General features: G+C 63.7%; 21 protein-coding genes. 5 read left to right on the plus strand and 16 right to left on the minus strand.

Translation table 11 applies throughout. From position 1 onward, the window contains the following. Positions 1 to 8: 8 nt before the first annotated feature. The 4 genes from CQ14_RS18285 to CQ14_RS18300 all read right to left on the minus strand — a co-directional run bounded on the left by CQ14_RS18285 (position 9) and on the right by CQ14_RS18300 (position 4,473). Positions 9 to 1,577, minus strand: coding sequence for an ABC transporter substrate-binding protein (locus tag CQ14_RS18285; RefSeq protein ID WP_057859230.1), 1,569 nt, complete (start codon positions 1,575 to 1,577; stop codon positions 9 to 11). Next, positions 1,574 to 2,461, minus strand: coding sequence for an ABC transporter permease (locus CQ14_RS18290; RefSeq protein WP_057859231.1), 888 nt, complete (start codon positions 2,459 to 2,461; stop codon positions 1,574 to 1,576). Before CQ14_RS18290 ends, CQ14_RS18285 begins: the two co-directional genes overlap by 4 nt. Then, positions 2,458 to 3,396, minus strand: a complete 939-nt coding sequence (locus CQ14_RS18295) for an ABC transporter permease (protein ID WP_057859232.1) — start codon at positions 3,394 to 3,396, stop codon at positions 2,458 to 2,460. The genes CQ14_RS18290 and CQ14_RS18295 overlap by 4 nt, the downstream gene beginning before the upstream one ends. A 330-nt stretch (positions 3,397 to 3,726) precedes the next feature. Further along, a complete protein-coding gene (locus CQ14_RS18300; protein ID WP_057859233.1) occupies positions 3,727 to 4,473 on the minus strand; it encodes a polyamine aminopropyltransferase in 747 nt (248 codons plus the stop codon). A 184-nt stretch (positions 4,474 to 4,657) separates the two neighbouring features. On the opposite strand from CQ14_RS18300, the gene CQ14_RS18305 reads away from it, so the two are divergent. Then, positions 4,658 to 4,984: a helix-turn-helix domain-containing protein gene (locus tag CQ14_RS18305; RefSeq protein ID WP_057859234.1), complete on the plus strand. Its 327-nt coding sequence runs from the start codon at positions 4,658 to 4,660 to the stop codon at positions 4,982 to 4,984. A gap of 4 nt (positions 4,985 to 4,988) precedes the next feature. Here CQ14_RS18305 and CQ14_RS18310 read toward each other — a convergent pair whose 3' ends face one another. From CQ14_RS18310 to CQ14_RS18355, 10 genes are all read right to left on the minus strand, one after another. Beyond that, positions 4,989 to 5,522 (minus strand): NADH-quinone oxidoreductase subunit B family protein, encoded by a 534-nt coding sequence (locus CQ14_RS18310; protein WP_057859235.1) that lies wholly within the window; start codon positions 5,520 to 5,522, stop codon positions 4,989 to 4,991. Between the two features lie 11 nt (positions 5,523 to 5,533). Next, the gene (locus CQ14_RS18315) at positions 5,534 to 7,045 is read right to left on the minus strand and encodes a hydrogenase large subunit (protein ID WP_057859236.1); all 1,512 of its coding nucleotides are present in this window, start codon (positions 7,043 to 7,045) and stop codon (positions 5,534 to 5,536) included. Positions 7,046 to 7,057: 12 nt separating this feature from the next. After that, positions 7,058 to 8,509 (minus strand): hydrogenase 4 subunit F, encoded by a 1,452-nt coding sequence (locus CQ14_RS18320; protein WP_057859237.1) that lies wholly within the window; start codon positions 8,507 to 8,509, stop codon positions 7,058 to 7,060. Further along, positions 8,506 to 9,168, minus strand: a complete 663-nt coding sequence (locus CQ14_RS18325; protein ID WP_057859407.1) for a hypothetical protein — start codon at positions 9,166 to 9,168, stop codon at positions 8,506 to 8,508. The genes CQ14_RS18320 and CQ14_RS18325 overlap by 4 nt, the downstream gene beginning before the upstream one ends. A gap of 5 nt (positions 9,169 to 9,173) precedes the next feature. Continuing rightward, positions 9,174 to 10,130, minus strand: coding sequence for a respiratory chain complex I subunit 1 family protein (locus CQ14_RS18330; RefSeq protein WP_057859238.1), 957 nt, complete (start codon positions 10,128 to 10,130; stop codon positions 9,174 to 9,176). Continuing rightward, on the minus strand, positions 10,121 to 12,136 hold the full coding sequence (hyfB, locus tag CQ14_RS18335) for a hydrogenase 4 subunit B (RefSeq protein WP_057859239.1): 2,016 nt from the start codon (positions 12,134 to 12,136) through the stop codon (positions 10,121 to 10,123). The genes CQ14_RS18330 and hyfB overlap by 10 nt, the downstream gene beginning before the upstream one ends. Beyond that, positions 12,136 to 12,435, minus strand: coding sequence for a helix-turn-helix domain-containing protein (locus tag CQ14_RS18340; RefSeq protein WP_057859240.1), 300 nt, complete (start codon positions 12,433 to 12,435; stop codon positions 12,136 to 12,138). Before CQ14_RS18340 ends, hyfB begins: the two co-directional genes overlap by 1 nt. Before the next feature lie 269 nt (positions 12,436 to 12,704). Then, the gene (locus CQ14_RS18345; protein WP_057859241.1) at positions 12,705 to 13,286 is read right to left on the minus strand and encodes a DUF2889 domain-containing protein; all 582 of its coding nucleotides are present in this window, start codon (positions 13,284 to 13,286) and stop codon (positions 12,705 to 12,707) included. 24 nt (positions 13,287 to 13,310) lie between these two features. Next, a complete protein-coding gene (locus CQ14_RS18350) occupies positions 13,311 to 14,288 on the minus strand; it encodes an NADPH:quinone oxidoreductase family protein (RefSeq protein WP_057859242.1) in 978 nt (325 codons plus the stop codon). An 85-nt stretch (positions 14,289 to 14,373) separates the two neighbouring features. Then, positions 14,374 to 15,447, minus strand: a complete 1,074-nt coding sequence (locus tag CQ14_RS18355; protein WP_063800377.1) for an LLM class flavin-dependent oxidoreductase — start codon at positions 15,445 to 15,447, stop codon at positions 14,374 to 14,376. A 178-nt stretch (positions 15,448 to 15,625) separates the two neighbouring features. Between CQ14_RS18355 and CQ14_RS18360 the strand changes: the two genes are divergently transcribed. Beyond that, the gene (locus CQ14_RS18360; RefSeq protein WP_082649929.1) at positions 15,626 to 16,768 is read left to right on the plus strand and encodes a mechanosensitive ion channel family protein; all 1,143 of its coding nucleotides are present in this window, start codon (positions 15,626 to 15,628) and stop codon (positions 16,766 to 16,768) included. A 38-nt stretch (positions 16,769 to 16,806) separates the two neighbouring features. Here the strand turns inward: CQ14_RS18360 and CQ14_RS18365 are convergent, their stop codons facing one another. Then, entirely contained in the window at positions 16,807 to 17,238 is a 432-nt protein-coding gene (locus CQ14_RS18365) for a DUF6841 family protein (protein WP_057859244.1), read from the minus strand. 176 nt (positions 17,239 to 17,414) lie between these two features. Between CQ14_RS18365 and CQ14_RS18370 the strand changes: the two genes are divergently transcribed. The 3 genes from CQ14_RS18370 to uraD are packed head-to-tail and all read left to right on the plus strand — an operon-like array spanning position 17,415 to position 19,661. Then, entirely contained in the window at positions 17,415 to 17,828 is a 414-nt protein-coding gene (locus CQ14_RS18370) for a DUF3830 family protein (protein WP_057859245.1), read from the plus strand. Next, positions 17,828 to 18,766 carry an allantoinase PuuE gene (gene puuE, locus CQ14_RS18375; RefSeq protein WP_057859246.1) on the plus strand — a complete coding sequence of 313 codons (939 nt, stop codon included), beginning with the start codon at positions 17,828 to 17,830 and terminating at the stop codon, positions 18,764 to 18,766. Before CQ14_RS18370 ends, puuE begins: the two co-directional genes overlap by 1 nt. Before the next feature lie 10 nt (positions 18,767 to 18,776). Beyond that, complete coding sequence (uraD, locus tag CQ14_RS18380; protein WP_057859247.1) at positions 18,777 to 19,661, plus strand: 2-oxo-4-hydroxy-4-carboxy-5-ureidoimidazoline decarboxylase; 885 nt, start codon at positions 18,777 to 18,779, stop codon at positions 19,659 to 19,661. A gap of 100 nt (positions 19,662 to 19,761) precedes the next feature. Here the strand turns inward: uraD and CQ14_RS18385 are convergent, their stop codons facing one another. Continuing rightward, complete coding sequence (locus CQ14_RS18385; protein WP_057859248.1) at positions 19,762 to 21,156, minus strand: nucleobase:cation symporter-2 family protein; 1,395 nt, start codon at positions 21,154 to 21,156, stop codon at positions 19,762 to 19,764. Positions 21,157 to 21,269 lie beyond the last annotated feature (113 nt).

The following is a 21,269-nucleotide window of genomic DNA, read 5'->3' on the forward strand; positions in this document are numbered from 1 at the left end:
GCTATTTCTTATTTCTGGCGCGACACGTCGAGCCCTTTGTAGAACGTGTTCTGGTAGATCATGTGCGGCCTGGCGTCGGTGATCTTTTTATTGGCCACCTGGTCCATGTTGATGTTGAGCACGGGCATCCAGAGGTGCTCGCGCATCACCTTCTGCTGTACCAGCGCGTAATATTTGGCGCGGTCGGTGTCGGTCAGCGCCGAGCGGCCCTGCTTCAGCCATTCATCGGTCTCTGTGTCCTTCCAGTTCATCCGGTTGGGCGTCGGGATGTTGCGGGAATCGAAGTAGATGTTCATGAGGTCGCCGGCCGACAGATACGGCACGGTCACCGACCAGATTTCGTAGTCCTGCTCGGCCATCTTCGCGGAAGCAATGGTCGAGTCCCACGGCTGCAGCTGCCACTGCACGCCGATACGGCGCAGGTAACCCTGGATCGCTTCGGCGACCCGCGGCGTGTTGCCGGCCTGGGTGTAATAGACTTTCGGCTGCAGCTTGATGCCGTCCTTTTCGCGGACACCATCGCTGCCGAGCTTCCAGCCGGCTTCGTCGAGCAGCGCCTTGGCGCGCTCGATGTCCTCCTTCACGATGCCCCTGGTGCCGGCGTCGTGATCGAGCGCGTCGGAATCGACGATGGTGAAGGCCGGATCGGCATTGCCGAGCAGCACGCCCTTGGCGATCTCGGCGCGGTTGATGGCGATGCTCATCGCCTCGCGCACGCGCTTGTCCGATACCATCGGCCGCGTCGTCTTGAAGCCGAAGTAAAGCAACTGGAAGTTCGGCCTTGCCGGCGTCACGGTCAGCATCGGCGCGGCCCTGGCCTGCGCGATGAACTGCGGCGGGAACTGATGGGTCATGTCGAACTGCCCGGCCATCATGGCCGCCACGCGGCTGGATTCCTCGGGCATGATCTTGACGCTGAGCTTTTCGAACTTCACCGGGCCCTTGTTCTTGTACAGCGACGGGCCCCATTTGTAGGCGTCGTGGCGTTTGAGCACGATTTCGGTGCGCGGCTGCCAGCTCTCGAAGCACCAGGGCCCGGTGCCGTCGGCGCCCTTGATGCCATAATCCTTGCCGAGCGCCTCCACGCTCTCCTTGTTGTGGATCACGTTGGTGAACATGGTGAGCTGCAGCAGCAGTTCGGAGTAGGGCTCCTCCAGCTCGTATTCGACCGTATGCGGGTCGGTCGCGCGCAGCTCCTTGATGACGCCGGCGCGCCAGGCATAGGGCGCCTTGATCGCGGGATCCTTCAGCCGCTTGAAGCTGTAGACGACGTCCTCGGCGGTGAATTTCTTGCCGCTGCAGAACGAGACGTCGTCGCGCAGCTTGAACGTATAGGTCCGGCCGTCCTCGCTGATGGTCCACGATTTGGCGAGATAAGGAACCGGCGTGCGGCCGTCCCAGTCGAGCGCCACCAGCGTGTCCTGGAACATGTTGACGATGTCGGAGGTCGGGCCCCAGGTCGTGCGTTGCGCATCGTAATGCGGCGCGTCGATGCCCTTCATCAAATGAAGCGTCTGGGCCGTTGCCGGGCCCGTGACGCACAGTGCCAACGACATTCCCAGTGCGAGCCTGATCATGTCTGCAACCTCGGATCGAAGACGTCGCGGAATGCGTCGCCCAGAAGGTTGGCGGCCAGCACGATCACGAAGATCACGCAGCTCGGGATCGTGGCGATGTGCGGCGCCATGAACAGGAAGTCGCGGCCCTGCGCTGCCATCATGCCGAGCTCGGCAGTCGGCGGCTGCGCGCCCATGCCGAGGAAGCCCAGCGCCGAGCCGGTCAGGATGATCTGGCCGAAGCGCAACGTCAGGAACACGAAGATCGTCGAAATGCAATTGAGCGTCAGGTAGCGCCAGATCAGTGCGCCGTCGGACACGCCCACGGCGCGGCCGGCTTCCATGAAATCCTGGCCCATCACGCCCATCGCCGCGCCTCGCGCCTCCCGCGCGACAGCGGGTACGGTTGCAACGACGAGCGCAATGGCAACGGCCGAGAGCCCGGCGCCGAAGATGGCGGCCACCGCAAGCCCGATCAGGATCGCCGGGAAGGCCAGCATGATGTCGACCAGCCGCATGATCCAGCCGTCCAGCCGGCGATAATAGGTGGCGAAGATGCCCATGATGCCGCCGATCAGGCCGCCGACGATCACCCCGACCAGCCCGAGTATCAGCGTGTTGCGGGTGCCGAAGATGACGCGGCTCAAGATGTCGCGTCCGGTGTTGTCGGTGCCGAACCAGTGTTCGGCGTCCGGCGGCCGCATCACCTTGGTGAGGTCGGTGAAGTAGGGATCGTAGGGCGCGACCCAAGGTGCGAACAGCGCCGCCAGCACGATGCCTGAGAGCACCAGCCCGGCGAGCGCGGCCGCCCGGTCGCGCGCCAGCCGCCGCAGCACTCCGGCGCGGGCGAATACACCGGTTTCACTCTCCCTGGCAAAGCCGGTATCGAGAGTCTCGGCGCTCATCTTCGCTGCACCCTCGGATCGAGATAGACGTAGAGCACATCGACCAAAAGGTTGATCGTGAGAAAGGCGATGGCGAGGATCATGATCGCGCCCTGCGCGGTCGGAAAATCGCTGGAGACGATGGCGCCGACGGCGAGCCGGCCGACGCCAGGCCACGAGAACATGGTCTCGGTCACCACGGCGCCGCCGAGCAGGAACGCCGCCTGCAGCCCGATCAGGGTGACGACGGGGATCATGGCGTTACGCAGTGCGTGATGGATGATCACCACCCGCTCGCGCAGTCCCTTGGCGCGCGCGGTGCGGACGAAATCGGCGCCGAGCACTTCCAGCACGGCGGTGCGCGTCAGCCGCGCGATCGGCCCGATCAACACCGCGCCAAGCGTGAGGGCGGGAAGGATCAGGCTCGGCAATCCGCCGTCCCAAACCGGCCCGGTGCGGCCGGTGAACGGCAGCAGCGCCCACTTGAACCCAACGAACTGGATCAGGATCAGGCCGATGAAGAACACCGGCATCGATACGCCCGCAACCGAGCAGGCCATGATGATGCGATCGGTGAGGCTGCCGCGATTGACCGCCGCCAGCGTTCCGAGCGCGAGCCCGATCGGCACCGCGATCAACATCGCGCCCAGCATCAGTTCGATCGTCGGCCCGATCGTCATCGCCAGTTCCTCGCTCACCATCCGGTTGGAAATGATGGAGCGGCCGAGATCGCCGCGCAGCACGCGCAGGATGTATTCGAAGAACTGGACCGGGATCGATCGGTCGAGGCCGAGTTCCTGGCGGATCGCCGCGATGGTCTCGGCCTTCGCGTCAGGCCCGGCGATGATCATCGCGGGATCGGCGGGCACCACCTGCAACAGGCAAAAGCAGAGGAAGAGAACCCCGACCAAGGCGGGGATCGAAATCAGCAGACGATGGACAATCTGTTGTCCCATGCGACGCCAACGGACCGGTTAGGCCAAAAAGGAGCGCATGCGTCCACGTCGACGCTCTCGTTTCCCCCTTGGCAGCCACGCTTCGTCCGACGTGCGCGACATTTGTTTGTCGCTCGATAGTGACACCTGTCTGCCGTGACGTCACGCCCAATCTGACAATTCGTTTTCGGCTGCGTCCTTTTGCGCCGGTGCATGGACTTCTTGCAATGCAAGAAATCCGTGTCGCGAAATTTTGGCGAGCCGTTTTGCTTTCAGGTCGAAGGTTGCAACGCAGGTCGCTGGAACTTGCGCGGATCGCGCAGCAGAAACATGATGCGCCAGCGCGGCTGGCTACCTGTCGGTGCTGGAATACATCGCGCCGAGGCCGCGGTCGCGCAACCTGCCGCGCCGGATTGACCATCGCTCGAGGCTGTTCTGCATCACCTCGGCAAGCGCTGGACGCGCGTTCAACTGCTTTTCCGGCACGCATGCAATGATCGCATTTCGATCCTGGACGCCCTGCTCGTCGATGATCCACGTTCCCAGCCGGTCGCCGGCAAGCCGCGCGGCGATGCGATCGGGTATCGGGTCGATGTCGTTCGCGACCAGCACGTTCATGACGATGCGGCCGCCGGGCATCAAGCGCGCGCGGATGGCGTCGCAGGTCGCGACGTCGAATTCATCATCAAAGCGAAAATCCGGACCTCCGACATCGATGGCGATCCCGTCGTAAAGGAGATCGTCATCGAGAATGAATTTCCGGAAATCGGACACTATCAGCGGCAATCCATCCGGCAGCCCAAAATATCTCTGGGCGATCACGAAGCTGATTGGATTGTTGTCGACGATCGTGAGCTTTTTACCGAGACGCGCCAGTCTGGTGGCGAGATTGCCGCCGCCGCATCCCAGAACGAGAATGTTCGTCGCGCGATGCAGGAGTTCGTCCATGAGCTTGACATAGCTGAATACGCTCTCGCCGTCGGGCGTGGCCTGGCTCTGCCTGATGCCTTCCTCGAAATAGATCCTCGTTCCATCCGCGGAGCATTCGACAATCTCGATTGCGCCGTTCCTGCCCTGATAACGCCCCAGCAACCGCACCCGATATCACCATGCATCAAATAAGATGTGTGAGACATCGTTTATCATGTCGGGAGTCGGGTGCCAATCGTGTAGAGAGACGCGCGCGGCCTCTGGTTGATATGCTGAACCTCTAAGTTGATGCTTGAGACAGTAATTTAGATAGGATAAATATATTCGCTTCCGAACCGGGAGAAGTGTCCCCATGATTACCGCCAATCAACTCAGGGCGGCGCGTGCGCTTCTGAGCATCGATCAGCGGCAAATGGCCGAGCTGGCCGATCTTTCGGTGCCGACCATCCAGCGCATGGAAGCCAGCGACGGTGTGATCCGCGCCAACGTTGATTCCCTGATGAAGCTGGTTTCCGCGCTCGAGAGCGCCGGGATCGAGCTTATCAATCCGGGCGCGGCGAGCGCTACGGGAGGGCGAGGGGTGCGCCTTCGCGAACATGTCACCAATCCCAAAACAAATCTCAAGACAAAGAGCAAGACCATCCGCCAACCGAAGCGGGTGCTGGAGCGGGTTCGATAGCGCCTCACGGCGTAACGGCGCCCGCGTCCGCGCGTTCGAGCAGCGCCAGCAATCCTTGCAGCATGGCTGTGGGGGCAGGCGGGCAGCCGGGAATGTGCAGGTCGACCGGGACGACCTCGGAGACGCCGCCGACGACCGCATAGCTGCCGGCAAAACATCCTCCGTTCCGCGCGCAATCTCCGACCGCGACGACCCATTTCGGGTTCGGCATCGCGTGATAGGTGCGTTCGAGCGCCTCGCGCATGTTTTTCGTCACCGGTCCCGTCACCATCAGGACGTCGGCATGACGCGGCGAGGCGACGAACCGCAGGCCGAACCGCTCGACGTCGTAATAGGCGTTGTTGAGCGCGTGAATTTCCAGCTCGCATCCGTTGCAGGATCCGGCATCGACCTCGCGGATCGACAGGCTGCGGCCGAGCCGTCGCCGCGCGGCCTGTCCGAGCGCGGTGGCAAGTTCCGCCACGGCGGCGTCATCCGGTAGTGGCGCCCGCTCCGTGAGCGGCTGGCGGAACACGCTTTCGAAAAGCAGCTTGCGCATCGCATGCGTCCTTACAGATCGTGGCCCGAATAGGAACAGTTGAACGACTTGTTGCAGAGCGGAAAGTCAGCGACGATGTTGTTCTCGATCACGGCTTCCAGCAGTGGCCATTGGAACCAGGACGGGTCGCGCATGTGGCATCGTTCGATCAGGCCATTGCGCAGGCGCAGCCAGACCAGAACGTCGCCGCGGAATCCCTCCACGATCGCCATGCCTTCGCGTACCTCTCCGCCAAGCGGTACGTCCTTGCGCGTCGGGCCCTCGGGAAGCCGGCTCAGGATCTGGTCGATCAGCGAAACGCATTGTTCGACTTCGCGTATCCTGATCCAGACGCGCGCGTTGACGTCGCCCTCGCTGAGGACAGGCACGTCGAACCGCAGGCTGTCATACGGCGGATAGGCCAGCGTCCGGCGCGCGTCGAACGAACGGCCCGAGGCGCGGCCGACATAGCCGCCGGCGGCATACTGCCGGGCGAGCGGCGGCTTGAGCGTTCCGGTATCGACGGTACGATCCTGCAGCGAAGCGGTGTTGTCATAGAGTTCGACAAGCGCGGGAAAGCGCAGGCGAATATTGTCCAGCGTGGCCTGGATGGTTTCCGCCCCGCCATCGCCGATGTCGCGGCTGACACCGCCGGGCACGATGATGTCGCGCATCAGGCGATGGCCGAAGGCTGCGCCGGCCGCGCGCAGCACGCTCTCGCGCAACACGCCGCAATGGGCGTGCATCAATGTAAAGGAGGCATCGTTGCAGATCGCGCCGATGTCGCCGAGATGGTTGGCGAGCCGCTCGAGTTCTGCCAGCAGCGCGCGCAGGAACACGGCACGATCCGGCACGACGAGGTCGAGGGCCGCTTCGGCCGCGCGCGAAAATGCGTAGGCGTAGGCTACGGTGCTGTCGCCCGACGTGCGGCCGGCGAGTTGAGCGCCGCGTTCGAGGCTGGCGCCGGTCATCAGTCCGTCGATTCCCTTGTGGACATATCCGAGCCGCTGCTCCAGCCGGACCACGGTTTCGCCGCTCGCGGTAAAGCGGAAATGCCCGGGCTCGATGATGCCGGCATGCACCGGGCCGACCGCAATCTGGTGCAGGCCGTCGCCATCAGCGGCGAGGAACCGGTACGCCGCCGCCGTCGGCAACGCGTCGATGCGATCGCCCAGCGGAAAGCGCACGCCCCAGCGGTCGTGATCGAGCCAGGGGCGGGCGTCGGGCGAGCCCTGAGCGGACAATCCGAACAGATCATCGATGGTCCGTTCCAGCCGCAACGCCGGCGGATGATGCCTGCCGACGGAAGGAAACGTGCGGTCGGGGCAATCCAGGCTGACAACCGCGATCTCTGCGGTCTGTCCATCCATGATCGCCATATGCACCGTTGCGGGTTCGCCCCACAGGCCAAGCAGGCTCCAGCGTCCGTGCGCCAGCTCGCTTGCTGCAAATGTCCAGACCGGAGCATCGACCACGACGCGCGGCCACGGGCCGTGTTGCCCGACCTTCCGGCCCTCCAGTGTCAGATCGATCAGCGACGGCATGTCGTTTCGTTCCTATCCAAGGAGCTGAGCCACGTGCTGGAACCAGACCACCAGCGGGGCGGGAAGATAAATCCCTGCGCCCAATACCAGTGCGAGATGCGCAAACATAGGAATGTACGAGGCGTCGGCCGGGGCCGCGCTGCCGCGCGGCTCGCCGAAGGCGACGCTGGTCAGGCGCAACGTCAAGGCGCCGAAGGCCAGTAGCAGGCCGAACACCAGCACGATCGCAAGCAATGGCTGCCGTGCAAAGGTCGAGCTCACGACCAGGAACTCGCTCATGAATATCCCGAGCGGCGGCAGCCCGGCGATCGCGACGACGCCTGCCACCAGCCCCCAGCCGAGCGCCGGATGGGTCACGGTCAAGCCGCGGATCCGCGAAATCCGCTGGGTGCCCTTGATCTGCGAAATATGCCCGACGGCGTAGAAGATCGCCGACTTGGTCAGGCTGTGCATCACCATGTGCAGAAGCCCGGCGAAATTGGCGAGCGGTCCGCCCATGCCGAATGCAAACACGATGATGCCCATGTGTTCGATCGAGGAATAGGCGAACAGGCGTTTGATGTCGCGACGCCGGTAAAGCATGAAGGCCGCGAAGATCAGCGAGACCAAGCCCATCGTCACCATCAGGGGGCCAGGAGCGATTGAGGCCGGGTTGGCGGCGAGCAATATCTTGAAGCGTAGCAGCGCATAGAGCGCGACGTTCAGCAACAGGCCCGACAACACCGCCGATATCGGCGTCGGACCTTCGGCGTGCGCGTCAGGCAACCAGGCATGCAGCGGCGCGAGACCAACCTTGGTGCCGTAACCAAGAAACAGGAATACGAACGCGACGTTGAGCAGGGCCGCGTCGAAGTTCGCGGCGCGCTCGACCAGCAGCGTCCAGACCATGCCGTCCTGACCTTCGCCCATCACCGGGCGCGCCGCCATGTAGACCAGGATCGTGCCGAACAGGGCGAGTGCGATCCCGACGCTGCCCAGGATGAAATATTTCCACGCAGCTTCGAGCGCTGCATGGGTGCGATAGATGCCGACCATCAGCACCGTCGTCAGCGTCGCGAGTTCGACCGCGACCCACATCAGGCCGATATTGTTCGATACGAATGCGAGATTCATGCCGAACATCATGGTCTGGTACATGGCATGGTAGAAACGCAGGTAGGTCGGCGTCAGCCGGCCGGTTTCGAGTTCGTGCGCGATATAGCTCGCGCTGAAGATACTGGTGGTGAACCCGACGAAGGTATTGAGCACGATGAAGACGATGTTCAGGTCGTCGATCAGCACGTACGGTCCGGGGGAGGGACGTTCGGCCACGAACAGCGAGAGTGCGGCCAGGAATGTCGTGAGACTGGCGACGACGTTCAGCCGCGCCGTCAGCCGGTAACCGGGCAGGGCAGCCAGCAGCGCCGCCGAAGAGATCGGGATCAGCAGGACGGCCGTGACGGGATCGAAGTAAGAAAGGTTCATCGGCGTTCGCCCCGGAAGTCGTCGAGTGCGGAGACATCCACCGAATCGAAGCGCTCGCGGATCCGGAACAGGAAGATGCCGATGACGATGAAGGCGATCAGGATCGAGAAGGCGACGCTGATCTCGACGACCAGCGGCATGCCCTTGGCGCCGGTCGCGGCCAGCACCAGTCCGTTTTCAAGCGACATGAACCCGACGACCTGGCTGACCGCATTGCGGCGCGTCACCATGACCAGAAGTCCGAGCAGCACCACCGACAGCGCGAAGGCAAGGTCTTCGCGCGCCAGCGGGTCGGCGTCGCTCGTCACCCGCAGCATCAGGACGAGCGAAAGGGCGACCAGCCCCATTCCGGCCAGCATGGTCGGACCGATTCCGACCGCCGATTCGATGTCGCGGTGAATTCCGAGCTGCTTGACGATGCGGTGCAGCGCCACCGGAATCACGATCGCCTTGAACACCAGGGCGATGACCGCGGTGACGTAGAGATGGGGTGCATCCTGGATGAAAGCCTGCCAGGCAACCGAGAGCGACAGCACCAGGGCGTGGAGCGCGAATACGTTGAGCAGCGAGTAGAGACGGTCCTGATACAGCATCATCAGGCTGATCAGCACCAATCCGCCGGCCAGTGTGTGGGAAATGTCGAAGGCGATGCTGTGCATCTGCATCAGAAGCTCCTCGAGACGAACAGCAGCAGGGTGCCGAGCAAGCCCAGCATGAGCGCCGCGCCGAGAAACTGCGGAACGCGGAACACCCGCATCTTTGCCGTGGCGGTCTCGAACAGCGCGAGCAGGAAGCCCGCCAGCGCGAGCTTGAGGATATAGGCGCCGGCGCCGATCCCGTAGGACAACACGCCGCTGCCGTAGAGCGCGATCTGCCAGGGGAAGAACACGCAGGCGATCAGCGAGACGTAGAGCAGCAGCTTGAGGAATGCGCCAAGTTCGATCATTGCGAGATGGCGTCCGGAATATTCCAGAATCATCGCCTCGTGCACCATGGTGAGTTCAAGGTGCGTCGCCGGATTGTCGACCGGGATACGCGCGTTCTCGGCGATCGCCACCATGAACAGCGCCACCAGCGCCATCCCCAGCGATACCCGCAGTCCGACGTAGGACGACGCCAGCAAATGCGAGACCGTCGAGAGTTGCGTCGAGCCGGCAACCAGCGCCAGGCAGAATACGATCAGCAGCATTGCGGGCTCGGCAAGCGCGGCAATCATCACCTCGCGGCTGGAGCCGATGCCACCGAAACTGGTGCCGATGTCCATCCCCGCGAGCGCGAGAAAGAAGCGCGCGCTTCCGAGCAGCGCGACGATGGCGATCAGATCCGCCGTCCAGTTGAACAGCAGCCCGGTCGCGAAGGTCGGCACCAGCGCTGCGGCAACCCAGATCGCCGCGAAGGTGATGTAAGGTGTCACGCGGAACAGCCACGACGCATTCTCGGCCAGCACCACTTCCTTGCGCAGCAGCCGCAGCAGGTCGCGATACGGCTGAAAGATGGAGGCGCCCTGGCGGCGTACCAGCCGGGCCTTGATCTTGCGCACATAGCCGGTCAGGAGCGGCGCGAGCAGCAGCACGAGCAGCATCTGCACGCCTTGCACGATGATGTCCGAGATCACGACCATATCGCGAGTACCAGCAGCAGCGTGACGAGGGTGGCAAAGACCAGGCTGAGATATCGCCGGATGGTCAGGAACTGCAGGCGATTGAGCCGCGTGGACGAAAAGCCGACAGCGCTTGCGATCGGCGCATAGATTCCGTTCCAGACCAGGTCGTGCAGTTCGATTCTGAGCCGTGCCGGCCGGAGGTCTCCCGGCGGCGGCATCGTGACGTGATCGCGGGCGTGGAACACCAGCGTGCCGAACACGCGGCGGATCGGTTGCGCAAAGCTGACGCTCGAATACTGCGCCGCGGGCGTTGCATCGGAGAAGCCGCATCCCCAGGCCGGCCCCCGCCGCAGCGCGTGCGAAGCGAGGCGATGAATGAAATAGACCGCAAGCGACGCGGCCAGCGTGATGAACACCATCACCAGCAATCCGTTGTACGAACTGCGGCTCTCCGCAATCGGCACGATCGAAAGCCATGCTTGCCCGGACTGGGCCGGCATGCGGCCGCCGAGAATCTGACTTGCTACCGGCGCCAGCGCGTCGATCACCAGTCCCGGCAAGATCCCCGCCAGCAGGCAAAGGGCAGCAAGGCTGAACATGGCCGCGAGCGAGAAGCGGTCGACTTCACCAGCGGTTGCTGCCGTCGTCCCGCGCGGTCGCCCGAGAAACGTCACGCCGTAGGTCTTGACGAAACAGGCTGCAGCCAGCGCGGCGGCGAGAGCGAGCATCGCGCCGACCGCAGGCACCATGATTTTCAGAGCCCATTGCGGCAGTTCCGGACTTTGCAGCACGGCCTGGAAGATCAGCCACTCCGACACGAAACCGTTGAACGGCGGCAGCGCCGAGATTGCGACGCAGCCGACGAGAACGACGAAGCTTGTGAACGGCATGCGGTGGATGAGGCCGCCCAGCCTGTCCATATCCCGCTCGCCCGTCGCGGTCAGCACAGCGCCGGCGCCGAAGAACAGCAGGCTCTTGAAGAAGGAATGGTTGAGCGCGTGAAACAGCGCGGCCGTGAACGCGAGCGCGGCCGCCGCCTTCAATCCATTCGCCTGAAATGCCATCGCGAGGCCGAGGCTGGCGAAGACGATGCCGATATTCTCGATGGTGCTGTAGGCCAGGAGGCGCTTCAGGTCCTTCTCCATCATGGCGTAAAGGATGCCCATGACGGCGGTGATGCTGCCAAGGAACAACACGACCACGCTGGCCGGCCAACTCGGCTGTCCCAGCAGATCGAACATGACGCGAATGAAGCCGTAGATGGCGACCTTGGTCATGACGCCGCTCATCAGCGCTGACACGTGGCTCGGAGCCGCGGGATGGGCGAGCGGCAGCCAGACATGCAGCGGCACGAGGCCGGCCTTGGAACCGGCGCCGAGCAGCATCAGTATCAGCACCAGCGTCGCCACATAGGGGGTGTGCTGCGCGGCGCGGATAGCCGCAAATCCGTAGCCTCCCGCTGGCCCTGCCAGCAGGCCGAACGCAAGCAGTAGCGTGAGCGTGCCGAAGCTCGCCATTACGAGATAGACGTAGCCGGCCCTGGCGTTGCCCGGTTCGCGATGATGCGCCATGACAAGCGCCCACGACGCCAGCGACATGAACTCCCAGCACAACAGATAGGAGAAGGCGTCGTCGGCCAGCACCACGAGGTTCATGCCGGCGAGAAAGGCAGGGAAGAAGGGAAGTACGCGGTGCGGCGCGTGCTCATGATGGCCGTAGCCGAGGCCGTAGAGACTTGCCGCCGCCCCACCCAGATTGATGACGATGAGAAAGAACGACCCCAGTGCGTCGAGACGGAAGTGCGCGCCAAGCCACGGCAAGCCGACCGGCAGGGTGAGGGTGGTGGCATCAGCGGCGCCGCCGAGCAGGCTGCGCAACGCGCCGGCTAATGCAAACACCGATACGGCCAGTGTCGCGCCGTAGATGACGGGTGTGGAGATCTTCGACCGGCCCAGAACGATCGCCAGCGCGGCCAATCCGAGCAATCCGGCGACACAGACCATTTGCAGGGCGACGGCAGACATTATTTGCGCGCCCTCGCTCCGCTCGATGTCTTGTTTTCCGCGCGATCTCCGGAACCGGCCTTGAGCCGCACGCCGCGCCCGCCGCCGTCGCTGTTCGCCCCGTCGTCGATCAATTCGATGCCGGCATCCTCGAGCGCGGTGATCAGCTTCACCAGCGAATCGACGTTGCCACGAATCATCGTCTCACTCGCTTCCATCCGCTGGATGGTCGGCACCGAAAGCCCCGACAGGTCTGCGAGCCGCCGCTGATCGATGCCGAGAAGCACCCGGGCAGCCCGCAATTGAGCTGCTGTGATCATCAGCCTGCCTCGCCAGCGGCGCTCGGGCCAATATTAAAGGTCATTCCTGCATCCTAAGTATTGATGCGAATATGTCAACAAGTGATATATCAGATATCTATTCTGAGGGGCGCGTCCGGGAGAATTCGTGCGGGGCTTGGAGCCTCGCTGGTAACCAAGGAAGCGACGGCCATTTGCCGCGACGGATGAGCGAGCTCCAGCACCAGCCTCGACAGGCGATCCGCATGCGAAGGTCGTCGAGGCGGGAGCGAGATCAGACTAGCCGCAACCTAATCCTTTGCCGCCGGCTTGGTCGCGAACTGTGGGAACATCGCGGCGACGACGGATCCGTCGGTGCGCCAGGAATGGCAGCCGCCGATGAAGAACGGTCGCTCGCCGGAGTTCTGCTGGTTCTCCAGCGTGTCGCGGCCGTCCGGCTTCCTGCCGTAGGACATGGTCTGGTACAGCGTGGTCACGGCGGGGCCGAGCAATTCCATCAGGTGCGTGCAGGTCTCCAGCCGGCCGATCTTGCGCCGCACCGTTTCGCGCCAGCCCGGGCCGATGCGCTCGCCGACCAGGCGCTGCAGGATCGGCTCGACCTCGATGCAGGTCGGGTAGGGCGTGGCGCGCATCATCGTCTCCGCCTCGCGGATGATCATGCCTTCATCGATGGCGAGCCGGAGGCCGATGTCATGCACGGGATCGCCCGGCTTCAACTCCTCGCGAAAACGATCGGCGCGCTGGGTGAAGGGTTTTGTGTCGCGCAGCCACGCTTCGACTTCCCAGAGTCCGTCGTCGCGCAGAAAGCCGTCGCACTCGACCGATCGCGTGTGCATCAGGCGGCGCGATTTGTTGGCATTTTCCAGAGACATCAGCCCATATCCTCGACGCGTCGCTCAGCCTAATTTGATGATCATCTTGCCCAGCGCCGATCGCGACTGCATGGTCTTGAACGCCTCGCGGAAATTCTCGAACGGCACGATCTTGCCGACAACCGGCTGCAATTGGCCCGACGCCAGCCAGTCGAACAATTGCGCCATCAGCCGGGTGTGCGTCTCCGGCTCGCGCCGCTGGATTTGCGCCAGATCGACCCCGAGCAGGGCGCCGCCCTTGAGCAGCGGCAGGTTGAACGCCAGCGCGGGGATAGTGCCCGAGGCGAACCCGACCACGAGATGCCGTCCGCGCCAGGCAATCGAGCGAAACGCCTGCAGCGACACCTCGCCGCCGACCGGATCGTAAATGACGTCGGGCCCATGGCCGCCGGTCAATTCCTTCAGCGTGTCACGCCAGTCCGCCTTCGTGTAGTCGATGGTCTGATCGGCGCCGAACCCAACCGCGAAGTCGCGCTTCTCCGGTGTCGAGGCGGCGGCGATCACCCGCGCGCCCATCAGCTTGCCGATCTGCACGGCGGCAATGCCGACGCCGCCGGCCGCGCCCAGCACCAGCAAAATCTCGCCGGCCTGAAGCGAGGCGCGGGCCTCCAGCGCGTAAAGCCCGGTCAGATAATTGGCCTGAAAAGACGCGCCGGCCTCGAAGGGCACCTGCGGCGGCAGGTGCTTGAGCGCGGCAGACGGCACCGAGATATATTCGGCGAGCGCACCGGAACGGGTCATGCCGATCACCGGCATGCCCGGCTTGAAGGCGCCGACATCGTCCGCGACGGCCTCGACCGTTCCGGCAAACTCCGTTCCCGGCACGAACGGCAGCGGGTCCTTGGTCTGATAGAGACCCTGTACCTTCAAGCCATCGACGAAGCCGACCGCCGCGGCGCCGATCCTGACACGGACTTCGCCCGCGGCGAGACCGGGCGTATCGATCTCCCTGATCGAGATACCGTCGATCGAATTGTAGTTGTCAACAACGACAGCCTTCATGCAAAATCTCTCATGCGTTTTCCTGCTCAACCTCAAGGCCTTGCGAAGGCATCTTGAGGTGGGTTGCGGATTCTTGACGTGAACTCTATTCGGCTGCTTCCGCCTGCCGGTCGATCGCCAGCGCGCCCTGCTTGATGAGCGGAATCAAGTCACGGCCGATCGCCATCGTATCGTGCGGATTCTCGAAACCGCGCAGCAGGAAGGAGTGAATGCCGAGCCGGTAATACTCCAGCACCGCCGCGGCGATCTGCTCGGGCGTGCCGACCAGGCACGACGTGTTGCCCGGCGCGCCGGTGGCGCGCGCGATCCCCATCCACAGCCGCTCGTCATGCACGTCGCCGCGCGCCGCGTAGCCGAGCAGGCGTTCGGCGGAATGGTTGGTCGGCTGCGGTGCCGCGCCGGTCTTGCGCTCGACATCTGCCAAGAGCGCATTCGCCTTGTCCCATGCCGCGCCTTCGGTATCCGCCATGATCGGCCGCAGCGACATGTTGAAGCCGACGTTGCGCCCGTAGGCGGCGGCGCGCCGGCGGAAATCCTGCACCCGCTCCCGCGTCTCCTTCAGCGGCTCGCCGAAGATCGCGAACACGTCGCAATGCTTGGCACCCATCTCCAGCGCGCCCCCGGAAGAGCCGCCGAAGAAGAGCGGCGGATAGGGCTGCTGATGGGGCTTGATGTCGGAGAAACCGCCCTCGACGCGGTAGAACTCGCCCTTGTGATCGATCGGGCGGTCGCTGGTCCACAGCTTCTGCATCACCTCGAGATATTCACCGGCGCGGCGGTAGCGGTCGTTCTTGGGCAGAAAGTCGCCCTCGCTGGCCTGGTCCGCGTCGCTGGTCCCGGCGATGATATGCAGCGCCATCCGCCCCTGCGTGAGCTGGTCGAATGTTGCGACCTGCCGGGCCGCCAGCGCCGGCGCCACCGAGCCCGGCCGGTGCGCGATCAGGAACTTGATCCGCTCGGTATGGTCGGCCGCATAGAGCGCAATCGCAAAACCTTCGGCGGCCGAGGCATAATATCCGACCAGCACTGAATCATAGTTCCACTGCTCGTGCAGACGGGTGAAGTCGATCACCCACTGGCGCGATATCTGTCCCTTGATCAGGTGAACCGCGACGCCCTCCTGCTGGGTGCCGATCATTCCGATGATTCTTGCGGGCATGTTGTTTCCTGGGTTCCCTCACGTTTGGTTTGAATGAAACGCGTAAGGCCAGAGGAATGCAAGCAAACCCGTCGAATGGCGAAATGCGCTGAGTGAATTGCTGCGCTGCGTCAGACGGGGGACCGATGCATGGATCAATGCGTTAGCGGCCGAACGTCGCCGCAGCGGGGAATCCTGCATGGAAGATCTTCTGTCAAACTTCGAACAGATATTTGGCTGGGTGCCGCAATGGGCGATCGGTCTCGGCCTCGTCGTCGGGGCCATCATCGTTGCACTGTTCGTCTACGGTATTGCCGCTGGGATCATCAGGCGCGTGGTTTCAGCGCGCTGGCCGACGGTGACGCTGCTTCTGCAACGGATCGCAGGTCCAGCCCGGCTGGCGCTGTGTCTGGCGGCCGTGGCGCTGGTGCTGCCGCTGGCGCCACTGAACGACGTGCTGCGCGAGCAGCTCAGGCACTTCTTCGTCGTCGCCGTCATCGCGCTGGTCGGATGGATCACGGTTCGCGCCGTCGACATGGGGGCCGCCCGTTATCTGCAGCGGTTCCGGCTCGATACCGATGAGAATTTTCTCGCCCGCAAGCACGTCACCCAGGTGCGCGTCTTCAAGCGCGTGATCGATACGCTGATCATCCTCATCGCGATCTCGACCGCTCTGATGACCTTCGAATCCGTCAAGCAATACGGCGTCAGCCTGTTCGCGTCAGCCGGCGCGGCCGGCCTGATCGTCGGTCTGGCCGCAAGGCCGCTGCTCTCGAACCTGATCGCGGGCGTCCAGATCGCGATCACCCAACCGATCCGGATCGAGGACGCCGTCATCATCGAGAATGAATGGGGGTGGGTCGAGGACATCGCCTCGACCTACGTCGTGGTCCGTCTCTGGGACTGGCGCAGGATGGTGGTCCCGCTGTCCTACTTCATCGAGCGTCCGTTCCAGAACTGGACCCGCGACACCCAATCGCTGATCGGCGCCATCGCGTTTCATGTCGATTACTGCACCGACGTCTCGCGGATCAGGCAGCGGCTCGAGCAGGTCGTGCGCGAGTCCAGATTATGGGATGGCGCGGTGGTCAATCTCCAGGTGATCGAGGCCAGCCCGCGGGCGATCGAGCTTCGGGCCCTGGTAAGCGCCAGATCCGCGCCGCAATCCTGGGATCTGCGCTGCGAGATCAGGGAAAAGCTGCTGGCCTTCATTCGCGAGGAGATGCCCGAAGCGTTCCCGCGCGAACGCGCCATGGTGTCGCCCCCGATCGCCGATTTCGGCGGTGCGTTCGCGCATGGCGATGCGCGGTCGCGGCCCGTGCCGGCGCGGGCTCATAGCTGAGCGCCACGGATGATCGATTCAATCAGAACCAAAACGCTCTAGACAATGCCGTGCTGCTTCAGAAGCGCCTGCTCATCGCCGGATACCCAGCCGAAGACCCTTGCGTCGCCATCCAGCTTCTGGACCAGGTAGTGAACATCGAAATCGATAATCGTATCGTCTTGATCGGTGCGCGCATAAGTCGCGGTCCAGGAGACATGGGCCACGCAGTGATGCTCATCGATCGGTGAGAGACGAATATGACTGATACGCATCCCTTTGGTCCCGATCGCGCGATAATGCGCGTATCCTTGCGCCATGAACTGCTTTAGCTGATCGTCGTTCTTCCCGGTCATAACCCCGGCAGGCGAGGCCGCGATGAAATGCGAGGCATACAGCGACGCGACCTCATCCATATCCGGGTTCCCGTCGAGCGACCGTTTGAAAAAGCTCTCGTACCGCTCGAACAGCTTTCTTACGGCGTTCTCCATCGGTCGTTTTCCCCGGGTTGAAATCTGGCGTCTCCAACAACGCCGCTCTCGGGCAATTCGGTCCAGGCTTCCAACTCAGCCCCGACGGGGCCGGAATCGGCCTTGCTTCCGCTGGTTCCGGCTGTAATGGATACGGCTGAACTTCTATCCTGACTTGTATCCAGAAGAAGAGATCGATGAGCCAACTGATTGTCCACGCCGGTGAATTCACCTTCGAGGCCCGTTTCGAGGAGCAGCTGGCGCCGAAGACGGTCGCCGCCTTCCGCAAGGCGATGCCGTTCGAGAGCCAGGCGATCCATGTCCGCTGGAGCGGCGAGGGGGTCTGGATGCCGCTCGGCGATCTCGATTTCGGCGTCTCCTACGAGAACCACACCAGCTATCCCGCGCCCGGCCAGATCATTCTTTATCCCGGCGGCATCAGCGAGACCGAAATCCTGCTGGCCTATGGCGGCGTGCACTTTGCGAGCAAGATGGGCCAGCTCGCCGGCAATCACTTCATCACCCTGACTTCTGGACTGGAGAACCTGACCGCGTTCGGCAAGACTGTGCTCTGGAAGGGCGCGCAGAAAATCCGCTTCGAGGAAGTCTGATGGCAGCGCCGGTCTACCCGCGCGACTTCCGCGGCTACGGCCGCAACCCGCCGGATCCGAAGTGGCCCGGCAACGCTCGCGTGGCGGTGCAGTTCGTGGTGAATTTCGAGGAGGGCGGCGAGAACAATGTTCTCGACGGCGATCGCGCCTCGGAGGCCTTTTTGTCTGACGTGCTGGGTGCGCAGCCCTGGCCCGGACAGCGCCACGCCAATATCGAGTCGATGTTCGAATATGGCTCGCGCGCCGGCTTCTGGCGGCTGTGGCGGGCGTTCACCGAACGCAATCTGCCGGCCACCGTGTTCGGCGTCGCCAAGGCGTTGAAGCGAAATCCCGAAATCGTCGCCGCCATGAAGGAGGCCGGCTGGGACATCGCCAGCCATAGCCTGCGATGGATCGAGCACAAGGACATGTCGGAGAGCGAGGAGCGGACCGAGATCGCAGCGGCAATCCGCGTCCACACCGAGGCGACCGGCTCGCGCCCGCTCGGCTGGTACACCGGCCGCTCCTCGATCAACACGTTGCGGCTTCTGATGGAAGCCGGCGGCCTGCTTTATCTCTGCGACTCCTACGCCGACGACCTGCCATACTGGATCAAGTCGCGCGGATCGAAGCCGCATCTGGTCATTCCCTATACGCTCGATGCCAATGACATGCGGTTTATCAACCCGCAGGGCTTTGGCGGCGGCGACGAGTTCTTCACCTACCTCAAGGACAGCTTTGACGTTCTTTATGCGGAGGGCGAGACCGCACCGAAGATGATGTCGGTCGGGCTGCATTGCCGGGTCGTCGGCCGCCCCGGCCGCGCGGCGGCACTGATGCGGTTTCTCGACTATATCGGCAAGCACGAGCGGGTCTGGGTGCCGACGCGGCTTGAGATCGCACAGCACTGGCACGCCAATCTGGCGCATCTCGCCGACGACGCTTTCGATATTGGATAGGCTGGCACCGATGCTGCAAAAGCTTTCCGATCTGAACCATTGCAGCAAGGATGAGTTTGTCACAGCACTTGCCAATATTTTCGAGCATTCGCCCTGGGTGGCCGAAGCGGCGGCCGGGCTACGGCCGTTTGCGGGGATCGGTGCGCTGTTCGCGGCGATGACGACCGCGGTCGACCGCGCGCCGGACGAAGCGCGGCTCAAGCTGATCAACGCGCATCCCGACCTCGCCAACAAGACCCAGCGCGCCTCAGGCCTCACCGCGGAATCGTCCGCTGAGCAGGACAGTGTCGGCCTCGATCGGTTGTCGGATGCCGAATTTGACGCCTTCGAGCGTGCCAACAGCGCCTACCGCGCCAAATTCGGCTTTCCCTACATCGTCTGCGTCCGCCGCCACACCCGCGATTCCATCCTGCGCGATTTCGAGCGCCGCCTGCCGAACGATGCGAAGGCCGAGATGCGGACGTCGGTTGCGGAAATTTGCCGGATCGCAGCGCTGCGCCTCGACCAGTCTGTGGCTTCCGAGGACCGGCTGCCGGTGCACGGGCGGCTGTCGACCCATGTGCTTGATACGCACAGCGGCAAGCCCGCGGCGGGCATCTCGATCGAGCTCACGGAGCTATCCGATCTCGGGGCCTCCCGCGTGGTCGCCCGCGCCACGACCAACAGCGACGGCCGCACCGATCAGCCCCTGATCGGCGGCCGTCCGGTGCCGATCGGCCGTTACGAGCTATCATTTCGTGTCGGCGATTATTTTGCCGGCCGCGATGTGCCGATGTCCGATCCGCCGTTCCTCGATCGCATTCCCCTGCATTTTGCGGTGAGCGATCCCGAAGGCCATCTCCACGTGCCGCTGCTGGTAACGCCGTGGAGCTATGCGACGTATCGGGGCAGTTAGGGAATGTAGGGTGGGCAAAGCGAAGCGTGCCCACCATTACCAGGCGATGCTGCCGTTAGTTGGTGAGCACGCTGCGCTTTGCCCCACCCTACGGCACCAACTAATGCGTCGCGGTTGCCGCCGCCGCTGCGGCGTCGGCTTCTGCCGCAGCCTTGCCGCCGACGCCGTTGAAGAAGGCGTTCAGCGTCACCGCCACCAGCGCGCTGAGCAGGATGCCGGATTCCAGCAGCGGATGCAGGTCGTGCGGCAAGTTCTTGAAGAAGTTCGGCGAAACCAGCGGGATCATGCCGAAGCCGACCGAGATCGCCACCACGAACAGATTGTAACGGTTGTTCTTGAAGTCGACCGCGGTGAGGATACGCGCGCCGGTGGCCGCCACCATGCCGAACATCACGAGCCCGGCGCCGCCGAGCACCACCAGCGGCACGGCCTCGACCAGCGCCGCCATCTTCGGCAGCAAGCCGAGCAGCAGCAAGATGCCGCCGCCGGCGATCGTCACCCAGCGCGAGCGCACGCCGGTGACGCCGACAAGCCCGACATTCTGCGAGAACGACGTATAGGGAAAGGTGTTGAACAGGCCGCCGAGGAACGTGCCGACGCCATCGGCCCGCAACCCGCGGGTCAGCGCGTTGCGATCCACCGGCTTGCCGGTGATTTCGGCGAGTGCCAGGAACATGCCGAGCGACTCGATCATCACCACGATCATCACGATGCACATGGTGATGATGGGGATGAGCTGGAATTTCGGCAGCCCGAAATGCAGCGGCAGCACAGCCGCCGCCCATGGCGCCTTGGCGACTTTGTCGAAATTCATGATGCCGAGCAGGGCGGCGAGGACGGCGCCAGCGATGATGCCGAGCAGCACCGCGACATTGGCGATGAAACCGGCGCCCCATTTGATCAGGCCGAGGATGACGAGCAGCACGAACAGTGCAATGCCAAGCCCCTGTAACTGGCCGTAGTTTGGATTGGGGAACGCGCCCGGGACGCCGTCGACGATCTTGGTCAGTGTCGGCAGGCCGCCGCCGGCCCAGTTGATGCCGACCCGCATCAGCGAAATGCCGATCACCAGAATGATGGTCCCGGTCACAACAGGCGGAAACAGCGGCAGCAACCGGCTGATGAACGGCGCGGCAAGGATGGCGAAGATTCCGGCTGCAATCACCGAGCCGTAAATGCCGAGCAGGCCGATATCGGGGGAGGCTGCCATCGCCAGCATCGGGCTGACGGAGGCGAACGTGACGCCCATCATGACCGGCAGCCGGATACCAACTCCGGGAAAGCCGAGGCATTGCACCAGGGTGGCGATGCCGCAGGCGAACAGGTCTGCGCTAATCAGGAAGGCGACGTCTTCCGGCGGCAGCTTCAGCGCCCGGCCGATGATCAGCGGCACGGCAACCGCGCCGGCATACATCACCAGCACATGCTGCAGGCCGAGCGCCAGCAGGCGCGGCGTCGGCAGAACCTGGTCGACGGGATGGATTTCGCTGCTCATATTCGGATTCCCCCTGCTGCAGGCGCGTCCGCGCCTGCGTGAACCGATACAAGGCTCGTGCCAGAAGCTGTCTCCGAAGGCCTGTCCCTAACGCCTTGTCCCCAAAGCCTTGC

The sequence above is a fragment of the Bradyrhizobium lablabi genome (assembly GCF_001440475.1).
GTDB lineage: Bacteria > Pseudomonadota > Alphaproteobacteria > Rhizobiales > Xanthobacteraceae > Bradyrhizobium > Bradyrhizobium lablabi.

Excerpts from the sequence above, each read along its gene's own strand:
- CQ14_RS18305 (WP_057859234.1), top strand. The coding sequence starts at position 4,658 with ATGATTACCGCCAATCAACTCAGGGCGGCGCGTGCGCTTCTGAGCATC.
- CQ14_RS18320 (WP_057859237.1), bottom strand. The coding sequence starts at position 8,509 with ATGAACCTTTCTTACTTCGATCCCGTCACGGCCGTCCTGCTGATCCCG.
- CQ14_RS18365 (WP_057859244.1), bottom strand. The coding sequence starts at position 17,238 with ATGGAGAACGCCGTAAGAAAGCTGTTCGAGCGGTACGAGAGCTTTTTC.
- CQ14_RS18330 (WP_057859238.1), bottom strand. The coding sequence starts at position 10,130 with ATGGTCGTGATCTCGGACATCATCGTGCAAGGCGTGCAGATGCTGCTC.
- CQ14_RS18370 (WP_057859245.1), top strand. The coding sequence starts at position 17,415 with ATGAGCCAACTGATTGTCCACGCCGGTGAATTCACCTTCGAGGCCCGT.
- CQ14_RS18315 (WP_057859236.1), bottom strand. The coding sequence starts at position 7,045 with ATGCCGTCGCTGATCGATCTGACACTGGAGGGCCGGAAGGTCGGGCAA.
- CQ14_RS18360 (WP_082649929.1), top strand. The coding sequence starts at position 15,626 with ATGGAAGATCTTCTGTCAAACTTCGAACAGATATTTGGCTGGGTGCCG.
- CQ14_RS18385 (WP_057859248.1), bottom strand. The coding sequence starts at position 21,156 with ATGAGCAGCGAAATCCATCCCGTCGACCAGGTTCTGCCGACGCCGCGC.
- CQ14_RS18355 (WP_063800377.1), bottom strand. The coding sequence starts at position 15,447 with ATGCCCGCAAGAATCATCGGAATGATCGGCACCCAGCAGGAGGGCGTC.
- CQ14_RS18310 (WP_057859235.1), bottom strand. The coding sequence starts at position 5,522 with ATGCGCAAGCTGCTTTTCGAAAGCGTGTTCCGCCAGCCGCTCACGGAG.
- CQ14_RS18350 (WP_057859242.1), bottom strand. The coding sequence starts at position 14,288 with ATGAAGGCTGTCGTTGTTGACAACTACAATTCGATCGACGGTATCTCG.
- CQ14_RS18285 (WP_057859230.1), bottom strand. The coding sequence starts at position 1,577 with ATGATCAGGCTCGCACTGGGAATGTCGTTGGCACTGTGCGTCACGGGC.
- uraD (WP_057859247.1), top strand. The coding sequence starts at position 18,777 with ATGCTGCAAAAGCTTTCCGATCTGAACCATTGCAGCAAGGATGAGTTT.
- puuE (WP_057859246.1), top strand. The coding sequence starts at position 17,828 with ATGGCAGCGCCGGTCTACCCGCGCGACTTCCGCGGCTACGGCCGCAAC.
- CQ14_RS18295 (WP_057859232.1), bottom strand. The coding sequence starts at position 3,396 with ATGGGACAACAGATTGTCCATCGTCTGCTGATTTCGATCCCCGCCTTG.
- CQ14_RS18345 (WP_057859241.1), bottom strand. The coding sequence starts at position 13,286 with ATGTCTCTGGAAAATGCCAACAAATCGCGCCGCCTGATGCACACGCGA.
- hyfB (WP_057859239.1), bottom strand. The coding sequence starts at position 12,136 with ATGTCTGCCGTCGCCCTGCAAATGGTCTGTGTCGCCGGATTGCTCGGA.
- CQ14_RS18290 (WP_057859231.1), bottom strand. The coding sequence starts at position 2,461 with ATGAGCGCCGAGACTCTCGATACCGGCTTTGCCAGGGAGAGTGAAACC.
- CQ14_RS18325 (WP_057859407.1), bottom strand. The coding sequence starts at position 9,168 with ATGCACAGCATCGCCTTCGACATTTCCCACACACTGGCCGGCGGATTG.
- CQ14_RS18340 (WP_057859240.1), bottom strand. The coding sequence starts at position 12,435 with ATGATCACAGCAGCTCAATTGCGGGCTGCCCGGGTGCTTCTCGGCATC.